The sequence below is a fragment of the Siminovitchia fortis genome (genome assembly GCF_007681465.1).
Lineage (GTDB): Bacteria > Bacillota > Bacilli > Bacillales > Bacillaceae_C > Siminovitchia > Siminovitchia fortis.
On the sequence record NZ_VEKZ01000016.1, the window covers coordinates 52,514 to 70,418 of the forward strand.

The 17,905-nt window shown below is 43.6% G+C and carries 12 protein-coding genes; 1 reads left to right on the forward strand and 11 read right to left on the reverse strand.

The genetic code is table 11. The features are described from left to right. Nucleotides 1-72: 72 nt before the first annotated feature. Genes FS666_RS07750 through FS666_RS07760 form a run of 3 tightly spaced genes read right to left on the reverse strand, consistent with a single transcriptional unit; the run spans nt 73 to nt 3,969 of the window. Nucleotides 73-1,044 carry a 5-oxoprolinase subunit C family protein gene (locus FS666_RS07750; protein WP_144461238.1) on the reverse strand — a complete coding sequence of 324 codons (972 nt, stop codon included), beginning with the start codon at nt 1,042-1,044 and terminating at the stop codon, nt 73-75. Next, complete coding sequence (locus tag FS666_RS07755; RefSeq protein ID WP_144461237.1) at nt 1,041-1,931, reverse strand: 5-oxoprolinase subunit B family protein; 891 nt, start codon at nt 1,929-1,931, stop codon at nt 1,041-1,043. Before FS666_RS07755 ends, FS666_RS07750 begins: the two co-directional genes overlap by 4 nt. Continuing rightward, entirely contained in the window at nt 1,915-3,969 is a 2,055-nt protein-coding gene (locus FS666_RS07760; RefSeq protein WP_120073108.1) for a sigma 54-interacting transcriptional regulator, read from the reverse strand. Before FS666_RS07760 ends, FS666_RS07755 begins: the two co-directional genes overlap by 17 nt. Before the next feature lie 849 nt (nt 3,970-4,818). Here FS666_RS07760 and FS666_RS07765 point away from each other — a divergent pair. Continuing rightward, nucleotides 4,819-5,874: a DUF1646 family protein gene (locus FS666_RS07765; RefSeq protein WP_120073104.1), complete on the forward strand. Its 1,056-nt coding sequence runs from the start codon at nt 4,819-4,821 to the stop codon at nt 5,872-5,874. 304 nt (nt 5,875-6,178) lie between these two features. On the opposite strand, the gene FS666_RS07770 is transcribed toward FS666_RS07765, so the two are convergent. The 8 genes from FS666_RS07770 to FS666_RS07805 all read right to left on the reverse strand — a co-directional run bounded on the left by FS666_RS07770 (nt 6,179) and on the right by FS666_RS07805 (nt 17,697). Further along, nucleotides 6,179-7,153, reverse strand: coding sequence for a hypothetical protein (locus FS666_RS07770; RefSeq protein WP_144461236.1), 975 nt, complete (start codon nt 7,151-7,153; stop codon nt 6,179-6,181). A 205-nt stretch (nt 7,154-7,358) separates the two neighbouring features. Beyond that, complete coding sequence (locus FS666_RS07775; RefSeq protein WP_144461235.1) at nt 7,359-9,317, reverse strand: TRAP transporter permease; 1,959 nt, start codon at nt 9,315-9,317, stop codon at nt 7,359-7,361. 81 nt (nt 9,318-9,398) lie between these two features. After that, nucleotides 9,399-10,433, reverse strand: a complete 1,035-nt coding sequence (locus FS666_RS07780) for a TAXI family TRAP transporter solute-binding subunit (protein ID WP_144461234.1) — start codon at nt 10,431-10,433, stop codon at nt 9,399-9,401. A 242-nt stretch (nt 10,434-10,675) separates the two neighbouring features. Continuing rightward, a complete protein-coding gene (locus tag FS666_RS07785; protein WP_144461233.1) occupies nt 10,676-12,643 on the reverse strand; it encodes a TRAP transporter permease in 1,968 nt (655 codons plus the stop codon). Between the two features lie 6 nt (nt 12,644-12,649). Beyond that, a complete protein-coding gene (locus FS666_RS07790) occupies nt 12,650-13,060 on the reverse strand; it encodes a DUF1850 domain-containing protein (protein WP_144461232.1) in 411 nt (136 codons plus the stop codon). Between the two features lie 101 nt (nt 13,061-13,161). Continuing rightward, nucleotides 13,162-14,154: a TAXI family TRAP transporter solute-binding subunit gene (locus FS666_RS07795; protein ID WP_144461231.1), complete on the reverse strand. Its 993-nt coding sequence runs from the start codon at nt 14,152-14,154 to the stop codon at nt 13,162-13,164. Between the two features lie 131 nt (nt 14,155-14,285). After that, nucleotides 14,286-15,662 (reverse strand): sigma-54-dependent transcriptional regulator, encoded by a 1,377-nt coding sequence (locus tag FS666_RS07800; protein WP_144461230.1) that lies wholly within the window; start codon nt 15,660-15,662, stop codon nt 14,286-14,288. A gap of 1 nt (nt 15,663) precedes the next feature. Continuing rightward, nucleotides 15,664-17,697, reverse strand: a complete 2,034-nt coding sequence (locus FS666_RS07805) for a transporter substrate-binding domain-containing protein (RefSeq protein ID WP_144461229.1) — start codon at nt 17,695-17,697, stop codon at nt 15,664-15,666. Nucleotides 17,698-17,905 lie beyond the last annotated feature (208 nt).

Sequence of the window (17,905 nt, forward strand, 5' to 3'; positions counted from 1 at the left end):
TTTAAATTATTTCATTTTCCAATGGCTGCTTTATCCCTTGTGAGTGCATCACCGCCTTTAAGTCATGAAGTTTCATATACTCGCTGCCACTTTTTCTATCAATCTCTCTTTCTGACGTCTGATCAAAATTGCCTGGTCCACTGTAATCGCCTGAAATCTGACCTTTGACAGCGGCCTCATTTGCGAAAGCTTGCTGATATCTGACCATATGATGGTTCCTATTGTTACGAAACCTCCGCCTCCTGTGCCATCGTTCAGCAAAGTGATCACTTCTTCCTCATTTGGAACAACGACGGCACCGATAGGGTACGGAATATCAACGATATTTCCGGGGGTTCCTCCCGATCCGAATGTCGGTTCAATATCTGCATAACCGATATGGCCGCCTTTCATCCTGCACGCCGTCCGATTCGATTGGGGCTGGATGATCCAATGGCTGTTCAAGAAAGACACAAGCCCTTCATCCCTGATCAAATCACAGGTGATTCCCAGTACAACATGTGCTGTTTCAGTTTTTCCAAATTCAGGGATTGCTTCCCGGATCAGTTCCTTTCCAATGTACTGAGCGGCTCCGGGAAGCGGCTCAGAAAGAGGAATTCTATCGCCCGCCAGCAGAATTCTTCCGGTTATTCCAGGGAAGACACTGGCAAGGCATGTCGATTTGCTTCCCAACACTTCCGGAACATCGAGTCCGCCGGACACACACAAGTAGCTGAACAGCCCCTTTTTAATGTAATCGATTTCCAACAGGTCGCCTTTTTGAACTTCAAACACCGTCCACATCGGCTGCTGCTTGCCGTTTAAAAAAACCTGTACAGGTGCTCCAGTGATGACTGCAGTCGTTTTTTTATGAAATTCAATTTTCGCACCCTTTACCATCATTTCAAGTGCAGCTGCATGACGCGGATTCCCGAGAAGGAGATTCCCGAATATGAAAGAAAATTTATCCGCTGCCCCAGCCGGCGGAACTCCCTGATGGTAGTAGCCCGTCCTTCCCATATCCTGAATCGTTGTGCGAATGCCTGGTTCTATAAGCTCAATCATCGGTCGAACTCCTCTTTCAGTTTCTTTATATACTCTGCTCCCATTTCGTCATATTCCGCGGCCGAAAAGGATACAGGCTTCACTTTGTATTCGTACGTTCCGTTGATGACCTGTTCGCGGATGTTTTGATATTCCGCTTTTGAAACGGGCTTATATTTCCAGAGATCTCCCGGCTTGGCAAGGACATAGCTCTCTTTGAATGGAGCGAACCTTTGATAGACATCATACACAGGAACCGCAGACATCCCTATCAGCTGGTAGCTTCCGGGAGAGTCAGACGGATATACGACCGTAAAGACGCCTCCGAGACTGACCGCCCTTTCAGGTGTGAACGGCCTGGGACTCTTATATTTTGGCACTTCAATCATGTCGGCCTCCAAACCAGTCAACGGAAAACACCAGGCTGTCCCCGGCTTAAATCCAATAGCTGTCACCAAATACAGAGGATCGGAATGGCGCCGGATGACTTCTTCCCTGCTTTTAAACCCGCCAAGCTTCATGACGTAGTCAAAATTGGATTCCTTGCTTCCCCCATGATGTTTGGAGTATTGCAAAGAAATTTTCCTTGTTTCCTCATCATCGTAAAGGACAGGGATTTCGATAATTTTCGCGTCCACATTCAAGCTTTCTTCCTCGTTTTTCATCCTGTCGACATTACGTAAATAATCCAATAAATGATGGGGCGATATTACGTTCGGGTCATATCTCACTAGATAAGATGTATTGTTCGGATAAATCTCGATGATACCCGGAATGTTTCTTCTGCTTAATTCTTTTGTGATCGATAAGGCTTTTAACGTGCTTTCAATCTTCATTTCCCGGGAAATTTCGCCAAAAATATACTCATCTCCACAAAAATCGAACTTTGTCTCAGAAAAGAAGATCATGAGCAGCACCTCCCGAACCAAGGCCATCATTGAATCTTTTCATCCGTCTGCTGACGGTTGAAATACTGACTTCGAGCGCTTTTGCAGCCTCCGTTGCAGTGCCGTATTTTTCCACGGCCAGCTCGATCAGCTGCTTTTCCGTCTCTTCGACCGCCTTCTTCAATGGAATGATCCCTTTGATCGTCAAAAAGCCCTGTTCCATTGAATCGGTCTCCCATAACACCCGGTAGACATCCTTTTCCGAAATTTCCTCTCCCCTGGAAACGACTATCAATCTTTCAATGACATTTTTCAATTCTCTTATATTGCCCGGCCACTGATAGCTTTCAAGCAGATTCAGCGCATTGGTCGAAATTTTTTTCTCATAACCGTTACGCTCATTCAGTTCTTCCAGGAAGTTTACTGCTAATGGTGAAATGTCATCTTTTCTGTTGCGCAGAGCCGGAATTTGGATCGGCACGACATGAAGGCGGTAATACAAATCTTCACGGAATTCTTTTCGCTGAACCATTTGCCGCAAGTTTTTATTTGTTGCCGCAATGACTCTTACATTGATTTTTACCGGCACGGTGGACCCGACGCGGATGACTTCTCTCTCCTGAAGGACGCGGAGAAGCTTTACCTGCAGTGCATAGGGAAGTTCGGACACTTCATCCAGAAAGACTGTTCCATCATGCCCCTGCTCAAAAAGCCCGACCCTTTTCGAATCTGCCCCTGTAAATGCTCCTTTTTCATGTCCGAACAATTCGCTTTCAATCAAATGTTCCGGAATGGCTCCACAATTGATGGCTACAAATGAGCCGGAAGCACGATTGCTCAATTGATGGATCCTGCGGGCAATCACTTCTTTTCCCACACCAGATTCGCCTGTGATTAAAACGGTTGAATCAAGCGGTGCAACCGATTCCACCTCTTCCATGAGGGCGGCCATTTCGGAAGACCTGTAAATGACCGCTTCATTATGAACTTCAGCGGCTTCAGATGTGATGAAAGATTTTTTTTCTGTTGACACATCCTTGGACAATACGATGATTCTTTTAATCTTTCCTTCTTCCATGACAGGGGTTGCCGTGGAAAGCACTGTTCCATTTCTACCCTCTTGGGACAGCATGACCCTGCCGTTCTTCTCTATGCAGGCTGAAATGATGTTTGGAGTGAAAATGCCGCTTCTTTCCAGTTCGGCTGCATTTCTCCCAATCAGCTCCTCGCGTTCGATACCGCCCCAAAAATTGCTGAAGAATGCCCCTGCAATCCTGGTGATCGTCCCATTTGAATCCGCAACTAAAATCTGCTCATTGGACAATGAATAAATCGCTTGGAGATCCTCATTCATCTCCCGTACGAAATCTATTTCATGCACAGCCTCTTCCAGTTGATCCTTCAAATAAAAGTTATGGATGATACCGGTTATTTTGCCGTTTTCATAAATGGGGGAAAATTGTCCGGATATGACTTTGAAATTGAAAGTGTTTTCTATCCCGAACCATTTTTGGCCCCTGAGCACTTCATCGAGCGACGCCTCGATCCGGATCAACTTCCGATAATCCCGCCCCTGGATGATCGACTTTTTCATCCCTAAAATCTGCTCCGCCTTTTCATTCATGAAGATGACATGAAAGGACGGGTCCATCGCGACGATGCCCATTTCAGCATTGTTAAGAGCGTCATTAAAGCTTTTTAATTGAACCTCGCTCAAATACCGGTTCAACCTCTCCATAAACATGTAGCCTGTCGGCCTGTTTGATGAATCCGCTCCGATAACCACTGCACAGTTATGAATATACTTGGCAACATCTTCCTCGTGGACGAACAAAAAGTCCCTTTCCACAACAATCTCGCTGTTTGGAGCGCCTCCTTCACCCATTAATTGATCCAAAAGGGATGAAGCGGTAACATAGCCGACAATCCCTTCGTCTTCCTGAACAAAACCTATTTCTGCCTCCTTTTCTTTCAGAAGTGCAAAAACCTCTTTCACCGTCATATCAGAATTAACGAAAAGCCTGATAGGTTGCAGTACACCTTTCCAATCCCAGTGCATGTGTGTTCCTCCGATTCTCGCATTCTTTCAATTCTGACGGCATGCTTTATATCTTTTCAATATTGCAAGATGCATGCCAATCCCATAAATCATCATTTCCCCACAAAAAGACAACGTTTTCATATTTTCAAATATAATTTGTGTCCTTTCTATTTTGCATGATTGCAAATAACTTTTCAAATGTGCAAAAATAAGAATCCGCATATTGGCAACTAACATAAAGTTAATGCGATAAGGAATACTTCAGGAAATCACTTTGCTCATCATTCGTTTTTGCGGGAATTTGTTTTGTTTTGTTTTGTTTTAATACAACGATGCAATAAAGGTGGATACGAAAATTAAGACATAAAAATAAATAGGGAGCAGGATTTAAAAGGTGAGTGTCATGTCAGGTGAACAAAAAAGAACATCCCTGGAAAATGCGCTGTACATATTGAAGCTCTTTTCCATGGATGAGCCGGCATTGAGTGTCACGGACATGTCGTAAGCTATAAAAAAGGCCCGAGATTGAAAAAGTGATCCCATATGATAGAAAGTCATGGAAAACTATATCTCCATTGCAAAAAACTCTAACCCTATTAAAATTGGATGGCTTTATGTTATTGATTACTGAAATCAAAAAAACATTGCAAATATCCAATCGCCCATGCTATAGTAATGCTGATGATGAAAATCGAATAATCAATTTGCTATTGGAGGAGTCTGTCACCAAGGGACAAGTGTGTCCTGAGGTAACAGGCTCCTTTTTCGTTTGCACTGGGCTGGGCATTTGTGGGAATGAAGCTTGTTCGCATTTTCATCTCACGGAAAATTGGCAATTGAAAAAATGAAAATAAGGAGGAAATGTCTATGATTATAGGTTTAACGATCATTTTACTGCTTGTTTTATTTTTACCGTTTACTAAACCGGTGGAAAAGAACCTGGAAATATTTCTGTTCATCATGGGACTGCTGGCAGTGTTTGTCAGCCAGGTATGGAGTGCGGATTTATTAAAAGAAGCACTGGTGCATCCGATAAACATTACATTGGCTGTCTTGTTTGCAGGTTTATTATTCCGCTGGCTTCAAGCTCCGTTGGAAAAAGTAATCCTCGGTATCAGCAAAGCTATGCCATATCAGTTGTTCATTGCATTATTTGTCATCATTCTTGGTCTCGTTTCCAGTGTGATTACGGCTATCATCGCTGCCATCATTCTTGTGGCTGTGATCAGTGTGCTGCAGATGGACCGCAAATCGGAAATCCGCCTGGTTGTATTGGCAAGCTATGCAATTGGTCTTGGGGCGGCTTTGACTCCGATTGGCGAACCGCTGTCGACGATTGTTGTCAGCAAGCTGAATGAAGACTTTTTCTACTTACTGCGTCTGTTGGGCATATATGTGATCCCGGGAGTCATCATATTTGGCATTCTGTCTGCTTTGGCAATCAAACCGAAAAAACATGATGATTTTTCCGCCGTAACAGCTGACAATGGCAATGGAGAAAATGATCAACCTTTCAAGGTCGCGGAAACGGAATCGTATGGAGAAATCATTTTCCGCAGTTTTAAAATCTACCTGTTCGTAATGGCATTGACATTCCTTGGTGCCGGGTTCCAGCCTTTCATCGAGAGATTCTTGCTTGACCTGAATCCACTTATACTATATTGGATCAATATGCTCTCTGCCGTTCTAGATAACGCAACACTGGCCGCCGCGGAAGTAAGTCCGCTCATGCAAGAGGAAACGATTCGCGACTTACTGCTTGGTTTGCTGATAAGCGGAGGAATGCTGATTCCGGGTAATATTCCGAATATCATCGCAGCTGGCAAACTAAAAATTACCAGCTTGGAATATGCACGGTTCGCTTTTCCGATCGGATTGATTTTTATGGTCATCTGTTTTGTCATCATCTTAATTGCAGGCTGATAACGTACAGGACTAGTTTCATGGTTTATTCTTTTGAATAATGGATGCTTTTCATTATTTGGTTCGTGAGTGATAATGCCCGCGTAAAATGCCGGAAAGTTGACGGGATTACCCTGCCCTCTATTTGGCGGATATAATAACATACCATATTCCATGGAAAAAATAACAAAGGACTCCCCTAAAACATGATAATGTCGTTGTTTTAGGAGAGTCTTACTTATTTACTCAAGTTTCGATATAAAAGAATACGTTAACCCCTTGCCACACTAGGGTTTGGATTGAAATATTACCTGGTATTGTATTATTACAAAACAGAGCCGTTTGCTTTCATTTTATTTTTTCGCCTTTTCCTCCATTCCAAATAAAGAATAAAAACAATAATGAGGATTGGAAATCCATAAAAAATTGACCGAATTGTTGTGGCGCTGCTGATTATTTCAAGAAATGACAGTCGTTGGATAAATACTTGATATGGATTTTGTTTTAAATATGAAACAGAGATGGGATCGTCATACTTATATTTGTTGAATGTTCGAAGCGACACTTCCTTTGTAACTTCAATATACTCCTTATTTTCATCAAAATAGGCCAGTGTCAGGTAATATCGTGAATCATCAAGATAATCATGCGAAATGCGATAATCAACTGACTGATCCGTGATCTCAGCTTCAGTTGCCACTTTCCCAAATGGTTTTACCTTATGATATAAATTCAGCGTATAAGAGGATGCGAAAACTAGGTATGCCAGTCCCAGGCTAATAATGATAAGTTTACTGAAACTAATTGCTTCATGTTTAAAAATAGGCAGTTCAAAAAATTTATCAATTAACATCGAAATAAATGTTCGTAAAGATTTTATATGACAGAGCCACCATAAAATAATACCAACCATAAAAAATATGCCGAGTACTGTAAATAATAGATAAAAGAAGCCATCGTGGAGCATATCGAGGAAAGTATGGAATTGTCTTCCATTAACTGTATATCCGGAAATTTCCTCACCAAGATCAATCTTTTTCATCTGCCTGTTCGTTACACGCGCCTCATTCGTTGTCACTTCTGCATTCGATTTTCCTTCATACATGAGCACTTCTGCAAAATATGCAGGGGATGAATAAAGTCCTTTCTCAGCACGTTTTGAAACAATGATTCCCTTGGCTTTGTTCGCATCAAATACACTATAGCTGTCCCGATAATCATCTACGATTGACGCCGTGCATGAGGACAACACACCAAATGCAATTATGGATACGATTAAATGGATTATTTTATCTCCCATCGGACACATCACCTTCTAAATTTGATTGTAAAGACTTAACTAAGAGGTGTCCATATAACTCTTGACCCGAATGTATAAAGCCCCGATATAATTTAAGGTGTTACCTCCCAATAGCAGGCAGTTGCCCAACCACCAAAGGTACACTTTAATTGAAAAATCCTCCACCAATAATAGTTGGAGGAGGATTTCAATCAAGTTGGAACGATCACATCGTTACTTGGGTATTCATATGGCCGCTGTCTTCTTTACGCTGTTTTTGGATAAACCAAATGCCAACCAGGATAGCCGCGCCGACAAAGTCGCTTATCGTTTCGGGGAAAATCATCATGAGCCCGCCGGCAAAAAGGGCAATCCGCTCCCACATGAATGAATTCCGGGCGTAAAACCCAACGACTGCACTGCTGACACCTGCCATGCCGATCAGGGAGGTTACGATCGCAAAAATAAGAGCCAAAGGCGTTACATCCACCAGAACCAAAATTGGATTGTAAATAAAAATGTACGGAACGATGAAAGCCGCTATGGCAAGTTTTACTGCGATAACACCTGTCTTGAACGGATTGGCCCGGGCAATTCCCGCCCCCGCATAAGCTGCCAAGCAAACAGGCGGAGTGATATCCGCTACAATTCCAAAATAGAAAACAAACATATGAACTGCAATCGGCGCCAGGCCAAACTCATTAATAAGCGCAGGGGCTGCAACTGTTGCTGTTACCACATAGTTCGCCGTAGTCGGCAGACCCATTCCAAGGATGAGACAGGCGATCATTGTAAAAATAAGTGCCAATATCAGGTAGCCGCCGGACAAAGCGATAATCCCGGAAGCAAACTTCGCCCCCAGCCCTGTAATACTGACAACCCCGGCGATGATCCCGGCAGTGGCTACCGCGGCGATGACAGGAAGTGCCACTCTTGCCCCTTGCTCCAACACATCGATAAGTTGCCTCAAGGACAAACGGGTGTCCTTTCTGACCAGGCTTACAATAAATACCGAAACAATTCCCAATAGCGCAGCACGCTGTGGAGTGAATCCTGAAAGGATTGTACCGATCATTATGACGACAGGAAGAAGCATGAAGCCGTTCTTCAGCATCAGGTCCTTGAAAACAGGAAGCTGGGCTTTGGGCAGGCCGAAAATTCCCAGCCTTTTTGCTTCATAATGGGTGCCGATAAAAATTCCCGTAAAATATAAAACAGCAGGGATAGCGGCAGCCAACATGATAGTAGAGTATGGCACCCCTAAATATTCCATCATAATAAAAGCGGCTGCTCCCATGATCGGCGGCATAATTTGGCCACCTGTTGAAGCGGAGGCTTCTGTGGCTCCCGCAAATTCCGGCCTGAATCCGGACTTTTTCATCATCGGAATGGTGAACGACCCTGAAGCGACCGTATTTCCTACGGAACTTCCCGAAACCATGCCTTGCAACGCGCTCGCAACAACTGCCGTCTTTGCCGTACCTCCGGTAAAACGCCCAGTGAGTGAAAAGGCCAAGTCATTGAAAAACTGTCCAATTTTCGTGTGAACAAGCATGACACCAAAAAACAGAAACAGAAATATAAATTTAGCGGAAATCTGGACTGGCGTGCCGAAGACGCCACTTTCCTGATACCAGAGGTTCGGAGCGATCCTGTCAACAGAAAAACCGGGATGCGACAAGATAGTCGTTGGGATATGCTTTCCAAAAATGGCGTATACGATCGTGATGCTCGCCACAACAACAATCGGAACCCCTACTGTTCTGCGGGTCGCTTCTAAAACGAGCAGGATCCCTACGATGGATATGATGATATCAATCGTGCTATATCCAGTGATCCTGCTTTTAAGGATCGAGTCAAAGAAGAAAATTTTATGGTAGGTGACGTACATCGCGGTGAAGGCCAGTACTATATCATACCAGGGAACTTTCTTTTGGATTTTATACCATCCTTTTTTCGCCGGAAAAAGCAAAAAAATAATTCCTAAAGCTGTGCCGAGATGGATCGCCCCCTGCTTTTGAGAGGGCAATGTTCCAAAATAACCCGTATATAAATGGAATACCGTCAAGGAGACTCCTAAAAGCGTAACGACCCATGCCCATTTTCCGATTGAAGTCCTGAACTGATTCTCTCTGTCATACTTCTCAAGTATTTCCTGTGCATCCAGATGTTCTTTCTCCTTCATATAGACACCTCTCTTCGAGTCTTCCGTTTAAAGAGGAGAAAGGGATGACGGCCTGTACAATCATCCCTTTCTCCATCATTTTTATTTCAGGTCATCCAAACTCTTGATTCCTGTTTTTTCACGTGTAACGATTTGGATTACTTCCGGGTATATGTGACCGATAAATGCCGCATTCTTTACTTCAGCACCTTCAAAATCCCCTTCGCCATTAAGAGCAGCAAGCGCCGGCACGTGAACGGACATTCCGAGGTCCATGTTGCCATCCCGGATACTTGCAAGGTTTTCAATGGAAGCCCCGGTTTCTGTGTTCGTTACGTTAACGCCGTCAATATGCTTATTCCAAATATTGGCCATTTCTCCCCCAAGCGGATAATAAGTTCCGCCCTGGCTTCCCGTACCAAGGATCAACTCACTTTTTCGATCTTTCTTATCAGCCTTAAGTTCGGCTACGGGATTATCGACAGTAAGGCCCTGTTCTTCATAATATTTCTTAGCACCTGGATGGATAGGAAGCCCTTCCGCTCCATTCAATGCATTTTCAAGTGTCATTTGTTTTGCTTGGTCATGCGTGTTTTCGCTCGTATTTTCAATCATGATCTTGGCAAGTTCATATCCAAGTTCTTCATCGATTGTATCCGTGTTCCCCATCAAAACAGCGTACGCGGTGACTGTCTCGACGTCGGAATCAAGAAAATCATACGTATCTTGCGGGATCGTATAGCGTTTATATCCACTGTTTTCTTCGATATGCTTAATAGCTTCATCTGAAAGCCCTAGCATTTTCACATCGCCCGCAGAAGCCTGTAAGCTCTCAATGCTTCCGGCCGGCAAGCCAAGCACCCCTATAGAAACTTCAATATTCCCATCTTGGACACCGTCAGCGGCATCTCCAAAACCTTCCTGATAGGCCTCATAATCCCCTTCTTCAATACCGTAAGCATCCAAGATCAGTTTTGAAACTGAATTCGTTTCACTCGCCGGCGGGCCGATTGCTATTTTTTTCTTTCCTCCACTGCCACCGCCGCCATCCCCGCTTGTTCCGCCGCTGCATGCCGCGAGCACAGAAGCGAACAAAAATAAGACCGCCATGAAGGCAAACTTTTTTCGTATAAACATCCATATTCCCCCTTCAAACTTTATATATTTTCAATTAATTGGTACCGTTTTCATTTCGGTTCATAAAAAAGATAATTTATGTACTTTGATCGTTTGAAGATTTTTTGTTATAGAAAGCGATATTAGAACATAGTATATCAAAATTATATTCATACTTCAATAAAATATTCAGAAATCTTAGTTTCCTTATCAAACTTTAATTAAAAACAGGCGGTCAAATTTTTCAACCGCCTGTTCGTAAACTATGATGCTACAGCTATATCTTTATGTTTTTTCACCTTGAATAACTGGATGACAAGGACGATGGCTATGATCGCGACACCAATCACATCCTGCACCATATTAGGGGTGATCATCAAAATGGAGCCTGCAAGTGCCATGATTCTCAGCAGCCAGTTCATTTTTGTCAATAAAAAGCCTTCGGCGGCAACGCCCAGCATAACCACACCCGCAATGGATGTAACCGTTACAATCGCACCTTCAACAAAGGTCGTATCAATCATCAGCAAGGAATGATTATATACAAAAGTGAACGGTACGATAAACCCGGCAATTGCCAGTTTCATAGAGACAAATCCGGTCCGCATCGGGCTTCCTCCCGATATACCGGCAGCGGCGAAGGCTGCAAGGGCGACCGGAGGAGTAAGGTTCGCAAACAGCCCGAAATAAAAGACGAACATATGTGCAACGAACGGGGGAACACCCTGCTGTACAAGTGCAGGTGCAGCCATTGTCGCTGTAATGATGTATGTCGGAATACTGGGAAGCCCCATTCCCAAAATGATACAAGCAATCATTGTAAACACCAGAGTCAGGAACAGGCTGTCTCCGCCAACTGCAACGATTCCGCTTGCAAGCTTCAAACCGAATCCCGTCAACGTTGCCACCCCGACGATAATTCCAACCGCTGCACACGCGACAGCTACAGACAATGCGGAACGGGCACCATCTTCCAACGCTCCCATGATATCTTTGAAAGACATTCTCGTCGTTTTTCTCAGCTGTGCTGCAAGCAACGTTACAACAATAGTCCAAAATGCTGCAAAAATAATCGTTTTACCGCTGAAGAAAAGCATATAGATCAAAAACAGAAGCGGCAGGAACAAATGGCCTCTCTCTTTCAAAACTTCGGAAACCTTCGGAAGCTCCGATCTTTTGATTCCTTGCAGCCCATCTTTTGAAGCCCTTAAATGAATCTGCGTGATGATTCCCAAATAATATAGACCCGCAGGTAAAATTGCGGCCAATGCCACCTGGGAATATGGAATGCTCAGCATCTCCGCCATGATGAAAGCGGCGGCTCCCATAACAGGCGGGAGTATTTGCCCCCCTACTGAAGCAGTCGCTTCAACCGCACCGGCAAAATCTTTTTTGTAACCGATTTTTTTCATAAGAGGAATTGTAAAAGCACCTGTTGTAACAACGTTGGCTATTGCGGATCCATTGATGCTTCCCAACAGTCCGCTTGCCAAAACAGCAACTTTTGCAGGACCGCCTTTTGTATGGCCCGCAACCGCAAGAGCAAAGTCATTGAAAAACTGCCCCATACCGGATCTTCCCAATACAGCTCCAAATAAGATGAACAAGAAAATATATGTGGCAGAAACACCAACCGCTGTTCCAAATATTCCTTCTGTCGTCACATACAACTGGTTGACGACCATGTCCCATTCATAGCCTCTATGCCGGAATATACCGGAAAAACTGCGGCCATACAGGGCATATAGAAAAAACAAAACAGCCAGCAGCGGCAGCGCCCAGCCTGTCACCCGCCGTGCGGCTTCCAGAACAAGAAGTACAAGCAAAACACCGAAAACGACATCCATGCTGTTTGGAATACCGCCCCTTTGGATGATTCCCAGATAATCTACGAAAATATATACTGCCGTCGATACGGATAAAACGGCTAAAACGGCATCAAACCAGTTCAGCCTGCTTCTGCTCATTTTTTTGTTTGCCGGATATAATAAAAAGATCAGCACAAGTACAAGCGCAACGTGAATAGCCCGGTGCTTGATGGTGGCCGGAGCCCCGAAAACGGATGTATATAAATGATATAATGAAAAGCCGACTGCAATAATGGAAATAAATAATGACATATATTTGTTCTTAAAAATCCGGAACCGAGATTCTGCATCATACTTTTCCAAAATCTCCACATGCCCTTGTTCCAACTCGGCAGTCTCTTGTACAACTGTTTCTTTTTTCATTTTTTGTCACCCCTTCTCTATAATCATCTCCACTTTATGATGATGAGGAATGTCATCAGGAAGCAGAAGTTCTTTTCCATTTCTATATACTGTCAATTCAGCCAGCTGGGAATGAATCCAATAATAGGCCGGCTTCTTCTCGTTCAAATCTTCCATGACTACAAATCCGTCCTTGATTGAAACTTTTCCGCCCTTATCATTCGGAACCCCGGCCCCAAATGATTGAAAGCGGGTTTCAGTCAAAGTGAACGTTCTTTCTTTTTCAACCTTCAATTTTTCTTCCCAAATGGTTCTCTCAACGGAATGTCTCCAATGAACGACGATTTCATCACCCGGATTGACTTCTTTCCTTATATATTCAGTCCCATCTTCTTGATCCCGGAGGACAAGTTCAAGGGATTGATGTTTGTAAAACATAAAAACGGATATAAGAATTAAACAAATGATTGCGGCGGCCCAAGTACTTTTTTTAAGAAGAAGGAGCTGGAGCCAACTCCTTCTTATCTGTGTTTGATTGTTTATTTTAATACGCCTTCTTCTTTATAATACTTCTCGGCGCCCGGGTGCAATGGAATGCCAAGTCCTTCAGGGGCATTCTTTATATCGATATCCTCGGCTGCACTGTGGGCATTCTTCAAAGTATCGAGATTTTCATAAATGGCTTTGGTAATGTGATACACTTCATCTTCCGAAAGATCTTTGCTCACAATCAAAGCGTTGGTAATGGCGATTGCCGGCACATCTTCTTTATTGCTGTAGGAATCAGCAGGGATTACAGCTTCTTTCAGGTAAGAATATTTTTCTGTCAAATATTTCATTGCATCATCTTCAATCGGAAGGAAAGTAACACCATGTGTTGTTTCCAGGTCCATAATAGCGGAGTTTGGAATACCGCTGCTTAAAATAGCTGCATCAATAATACCGTTTTTCATTTGCTCCGCTGCTTCTGCAAAAGATAAGTAGTCAGGTGTAATATCATCATAGCTCATCCCATGTCCTTCCAACAGAACCCGTGCAGCAAGCTCAGTACCGGAGTTTGGGGCACCGACCGCAATCTTTTTCCCTTTTAAGTCTTTAAAAGATTTGATGCCTGAATCTTCAGTTGCAATGATTTGCAGGTAGTTAGGATAAAACGAAGCCAGTGCTCTTAAGTCTTTTTTTGCTCCTTCCTTTTCAAATGCACCTGAACCTTCATAAGCCTGAAAACCTGTATCCCCGGTAATAAAAGCCAATTCGGCGCGGTTGCTCAAAATAAGGTTAACGTTTTCAACAGACGCCTGTGTTGCCTGAACGGAAGCATCAATTCCAAGATTATCTTCCAAAATTGTCGCAAGCGCTCCCCCCATTGGGTAGTAGACCCCTGAAGTACCGCCTGTGGCGATCGTAACGAACAAGTCATCAAATGAAGCTTCCCCGTCTTTCCCCTTGCTGTCCGAGGCACCCTTATCTTTACCTCCGCATGCTGCTAATACAAGTATTAGAGCAAAAAATAAAACCGATAATTTTCTCATCTTTCTTGACCCTCCATTTATAATTTTGCTCCCGGCAACCTTAGTTGCAAAATCCGTGCCAATCAAAACAAGCCCTGTCATTTCAAGCGCTTCCATTGTCGGAAGATAAAAGAAGCGGCAAAAAATTCCGCTTACCGGAACGTTTTGCCGCTTTCTTTGTAAATTTTCAATTTTTCCCGCAGTCCCCGTTCACTGATCCCAAGCATTTCCGCCGTTTTCTTTCGGTGGTTTCCGTTCTTTTTCAATGTGGCCAAAATGACTTTTTCTTCTATTTCTTTTAAAGGCATCCCTGCCAAAACATTGGCTGCCGCTTCAACAGAATCAATGGACGCCCCCTGCGCCGTCTTTTTTGTATACCTTCTCGGCAGATCCATCAAGCCATTCTTGTCGACTTTTTCGACAATCATGGCAGACTCTACGATATTGGCCAATTCCCGAATATTTCCGGGGTAATCATAGTTTAGCAGCCATTTTAAAGCTTCCTCCGAAAAACCTTCAACCTTTTTGTTTAGCTCTTTATTAAATTGATTGATAAAGTGCTTGATCAAAAGCGGCAAATCTTGCCGCCTTTCTCTGAGGGGAGGCAGATGGATCTCCAATACATTGAGCCGATAATACAAATCCTCTCTGAATATCCCTTTTTCGACAGCCTGTTTTAAATCCCGGTTTGTGGCTGCTACAATTCGGACGTCAAGTTTGACCGGCTTATCTGCCCCAAGCGGAGTCACCTCCCGCTGCTGTATGACCCGGAGAAGCTTGGCTTGAAGAGATAAGGGCATTTCTCCGATTTCATCAAGGAAAATAGTCCCGCCCTGGGCAAGCTGGAATTTTCCCTCCCGTTTATACATGGCTCCGGTAAAAGCCCCCTTCTCATGGCCGAACAGTTCGCTCTCAAGCAGGTTTTCCGGAATGGCGGAGCAATTGACGACTTCAAATTGCTCCCTCTTTCTTTTTCCTGAATAATGGATTGCCCTTACGACCAGTTCCTTGCCTGTCCCGCTCTCACCTGTAACAAGTATGTTCGAATCAATGTCTTTCACCTTATCAATCAATTCGAAAACATTCTTGATCTCCGGGCTGTTTCCGATAATCCCTTCGTAGGCGTATCTTTTTTCCAGCTCCTGGCTTAAATATTCCACCTTTTTGTTTAGCTCCTGGAATTTTACAGCCTGCCGCATCGTCGAAAACAGTTCTTCCATATGAAGCGGCTTTGTCAGGTAGGAATAGGCCCCTTTCTTGATCGCTTCCACCGATGAGGAAATGGAACCGTACGCTGTCATCATCACCACTACCGTGGAAGGCTGGATGTTTTTGATTTCTTCCAATATATCCAACCCGTTCACGGCGCCGATTTTCAAATCCAGCAGACAAAAGTCAAATTCCTGTTCCTTTAAAATCGTAAGCCCTTTATAGGGATCCGTCGTTGCCTGGACATCAAATTCATCTTCCAGGGCAAATTGTAATGAAGAACAAATGGCCTGTTCATCATCGATAATCAAAACTTTCATCTTATTGACTCTCCTTTTCGGGAAACCTCAGCTCAAATACGCTTCCGGTGCCCGGTTTGCTTTCGACTGACAAAGATCCGTTATTTTCTATTATATACTGTTTGGAAAGCGGGAGCCCAAGCCCTGTGCCGGATGGCTTTGATGTATAAAAAGGCTCGAATATTTTTCTTGTTTCTTCTTCCGTCATCCCTTCCCCCTGATCGGAGATCTTCACGACCACTTCCTCTTCCGAGCGGCATGCCTTTATAGAGAGAGTTAATGTACCCGGTGCCTTTTTATTTTTTCTTTTGTTATCCATCGATTCAATGGCATTTAGAAACAGATTGATCAGCACTTGGCTCATTTGGCTTTCATCCGCCTCAATCCATAAATTCGGCTCTGCTTCCCATTCGATTTCGATATTTTTATTATCAGCTTCCTGCTTGAATAAAATAATCGTAGATTGAATGAGCTTTTCCAGATTAAGGGGTTTTGCCTTTCCGCTCCCTGGCTTGGCATAATTGATCAGACCCTCCACAAGCTGATTCAGGCGCTCGATTTCTTTTGGAACGAGAGTGGAAATTTCGCTTCGGAACTTCTCATTGTTCATCTTTATCGGAATAAGCTGGACAAATGTTTTGATGGAAGTAAGAGGATTTCGGATCTCATGCGCCAATCCTGCTACAAGCTGAATCAGGGCGCGGCTTTTCTCCTGCTCCTGCAATTGGTCCTTGATCCTTTTTTCCGCCGTTATATCCTCAAAAAAGAGCAGTATGCCTGTAGTTTTTTTCTCGAAGTTATACAGCGGCTGGATATCATAGCGTATAAAAGAATCCTCCCCATCCGGCAGGACCACCTTCCGTTCTTTCCCGACCATCTTCTTTCCGGATTTAATCGTTTCATCAATTGTTCCCTTAAGCATATTCCATAGAAAAGGAAAATCACTTGCTTTTTTTCCTTCCGGTTTTCGCTCCTCACCCATCATTTCGAGGGCCACATTATTGATCGTTGTAATGATGCCGTTATGATCGCATGTGACAACCCCTCTGGCGCTGGATTCCAAAATTTGCTCTTTGAACTGGTCGCTGTTCTTTGTTTTTTGAATTTGTTCCTTCAATGATAAATTCATTGACTGCAAATCTTTTGTTTTACGATGAACTTCCCTTTGAAGAGTTCTGTTCCAGCGGAATCCCAGCAGGAAAATGATAAGCGCCAGCACAACAATGAAAATGAGCATTTCTCGGAACTTCTTCAATTTTTCGCTTAACGGAGACTCAAAATCTTCAAACCATTTATTATATATTTCAGAATAGCTGTTCGTCAGCTTCAGCCGCCGGATTCCGACATTCAAGTGATGCATCAATTGATAATTCCCTTTTTGGACGGCAAAGGAATATTCAAGCGGCAATAAATGGCTGTCCAAAAACCGATATTCATCTTCCATTCCTTTTTCTTTCAATAGATATTTTGCAGTGATCTGGTTCCCGACATAGGCATCCGCTCGTCCCTTATATAAAACCTCAAGGCCGGTTTTCGCATTGTGGGCCGAATGGTAATGGATGTGGCGGATGTTTCTCAAAAAATCATATTCCATTGTATTGTACTGAATGGCAACCCTTTTTCCCTGAAGATCGGTAAGCTCCTTGATCGGGCTGTCTGCAGGAATGAGGACCCCCACAGAAGAAGTCAAATACCGGTCGGTAAAATCGACTACTTCGCTAAATTCGGCCGTGAACGGCACACCCAGGATGATATCAATCTCTCCTTCTCGAAGGGCTTCGATGCTTTGGTTGATCGTCAGCGGAACATAATGCACCCGAAAATTCTGATCCTCGGCGATTTTTTTTATTAAATCAATATTAAATCCGACATACCGGTCACTACGCATAAATTGGTAAGGCGGGGATTTCGGGTCAAAGCCGACTTTTAACACCTTGTTCTCAAGGGAGGTTAATCGTGAGCCGCTTACAGGGATTTCATCATCACCCCCATTTGCTGTTATAGGAAGAAATACAGAATGAAGCAAAATGAAAATGAAGACAAGTTTTTTCAACATAAAACTGCACCTCGCGATTGTTCACCCAGGCTGTGATACTAGATTAGCCCAGCATGGCGGAAGGTGCAATATAAAAAATGATTCTGTAAGTATATGACAATCCGCGCCAAACCGGTCATTGAGGAGCTGCTCCAAAACGGGTAAAAAAACTTACACGGCACAACTAACACAACCAGTTAGTTGTGCTGATTCCACTTTTTTTCGATAT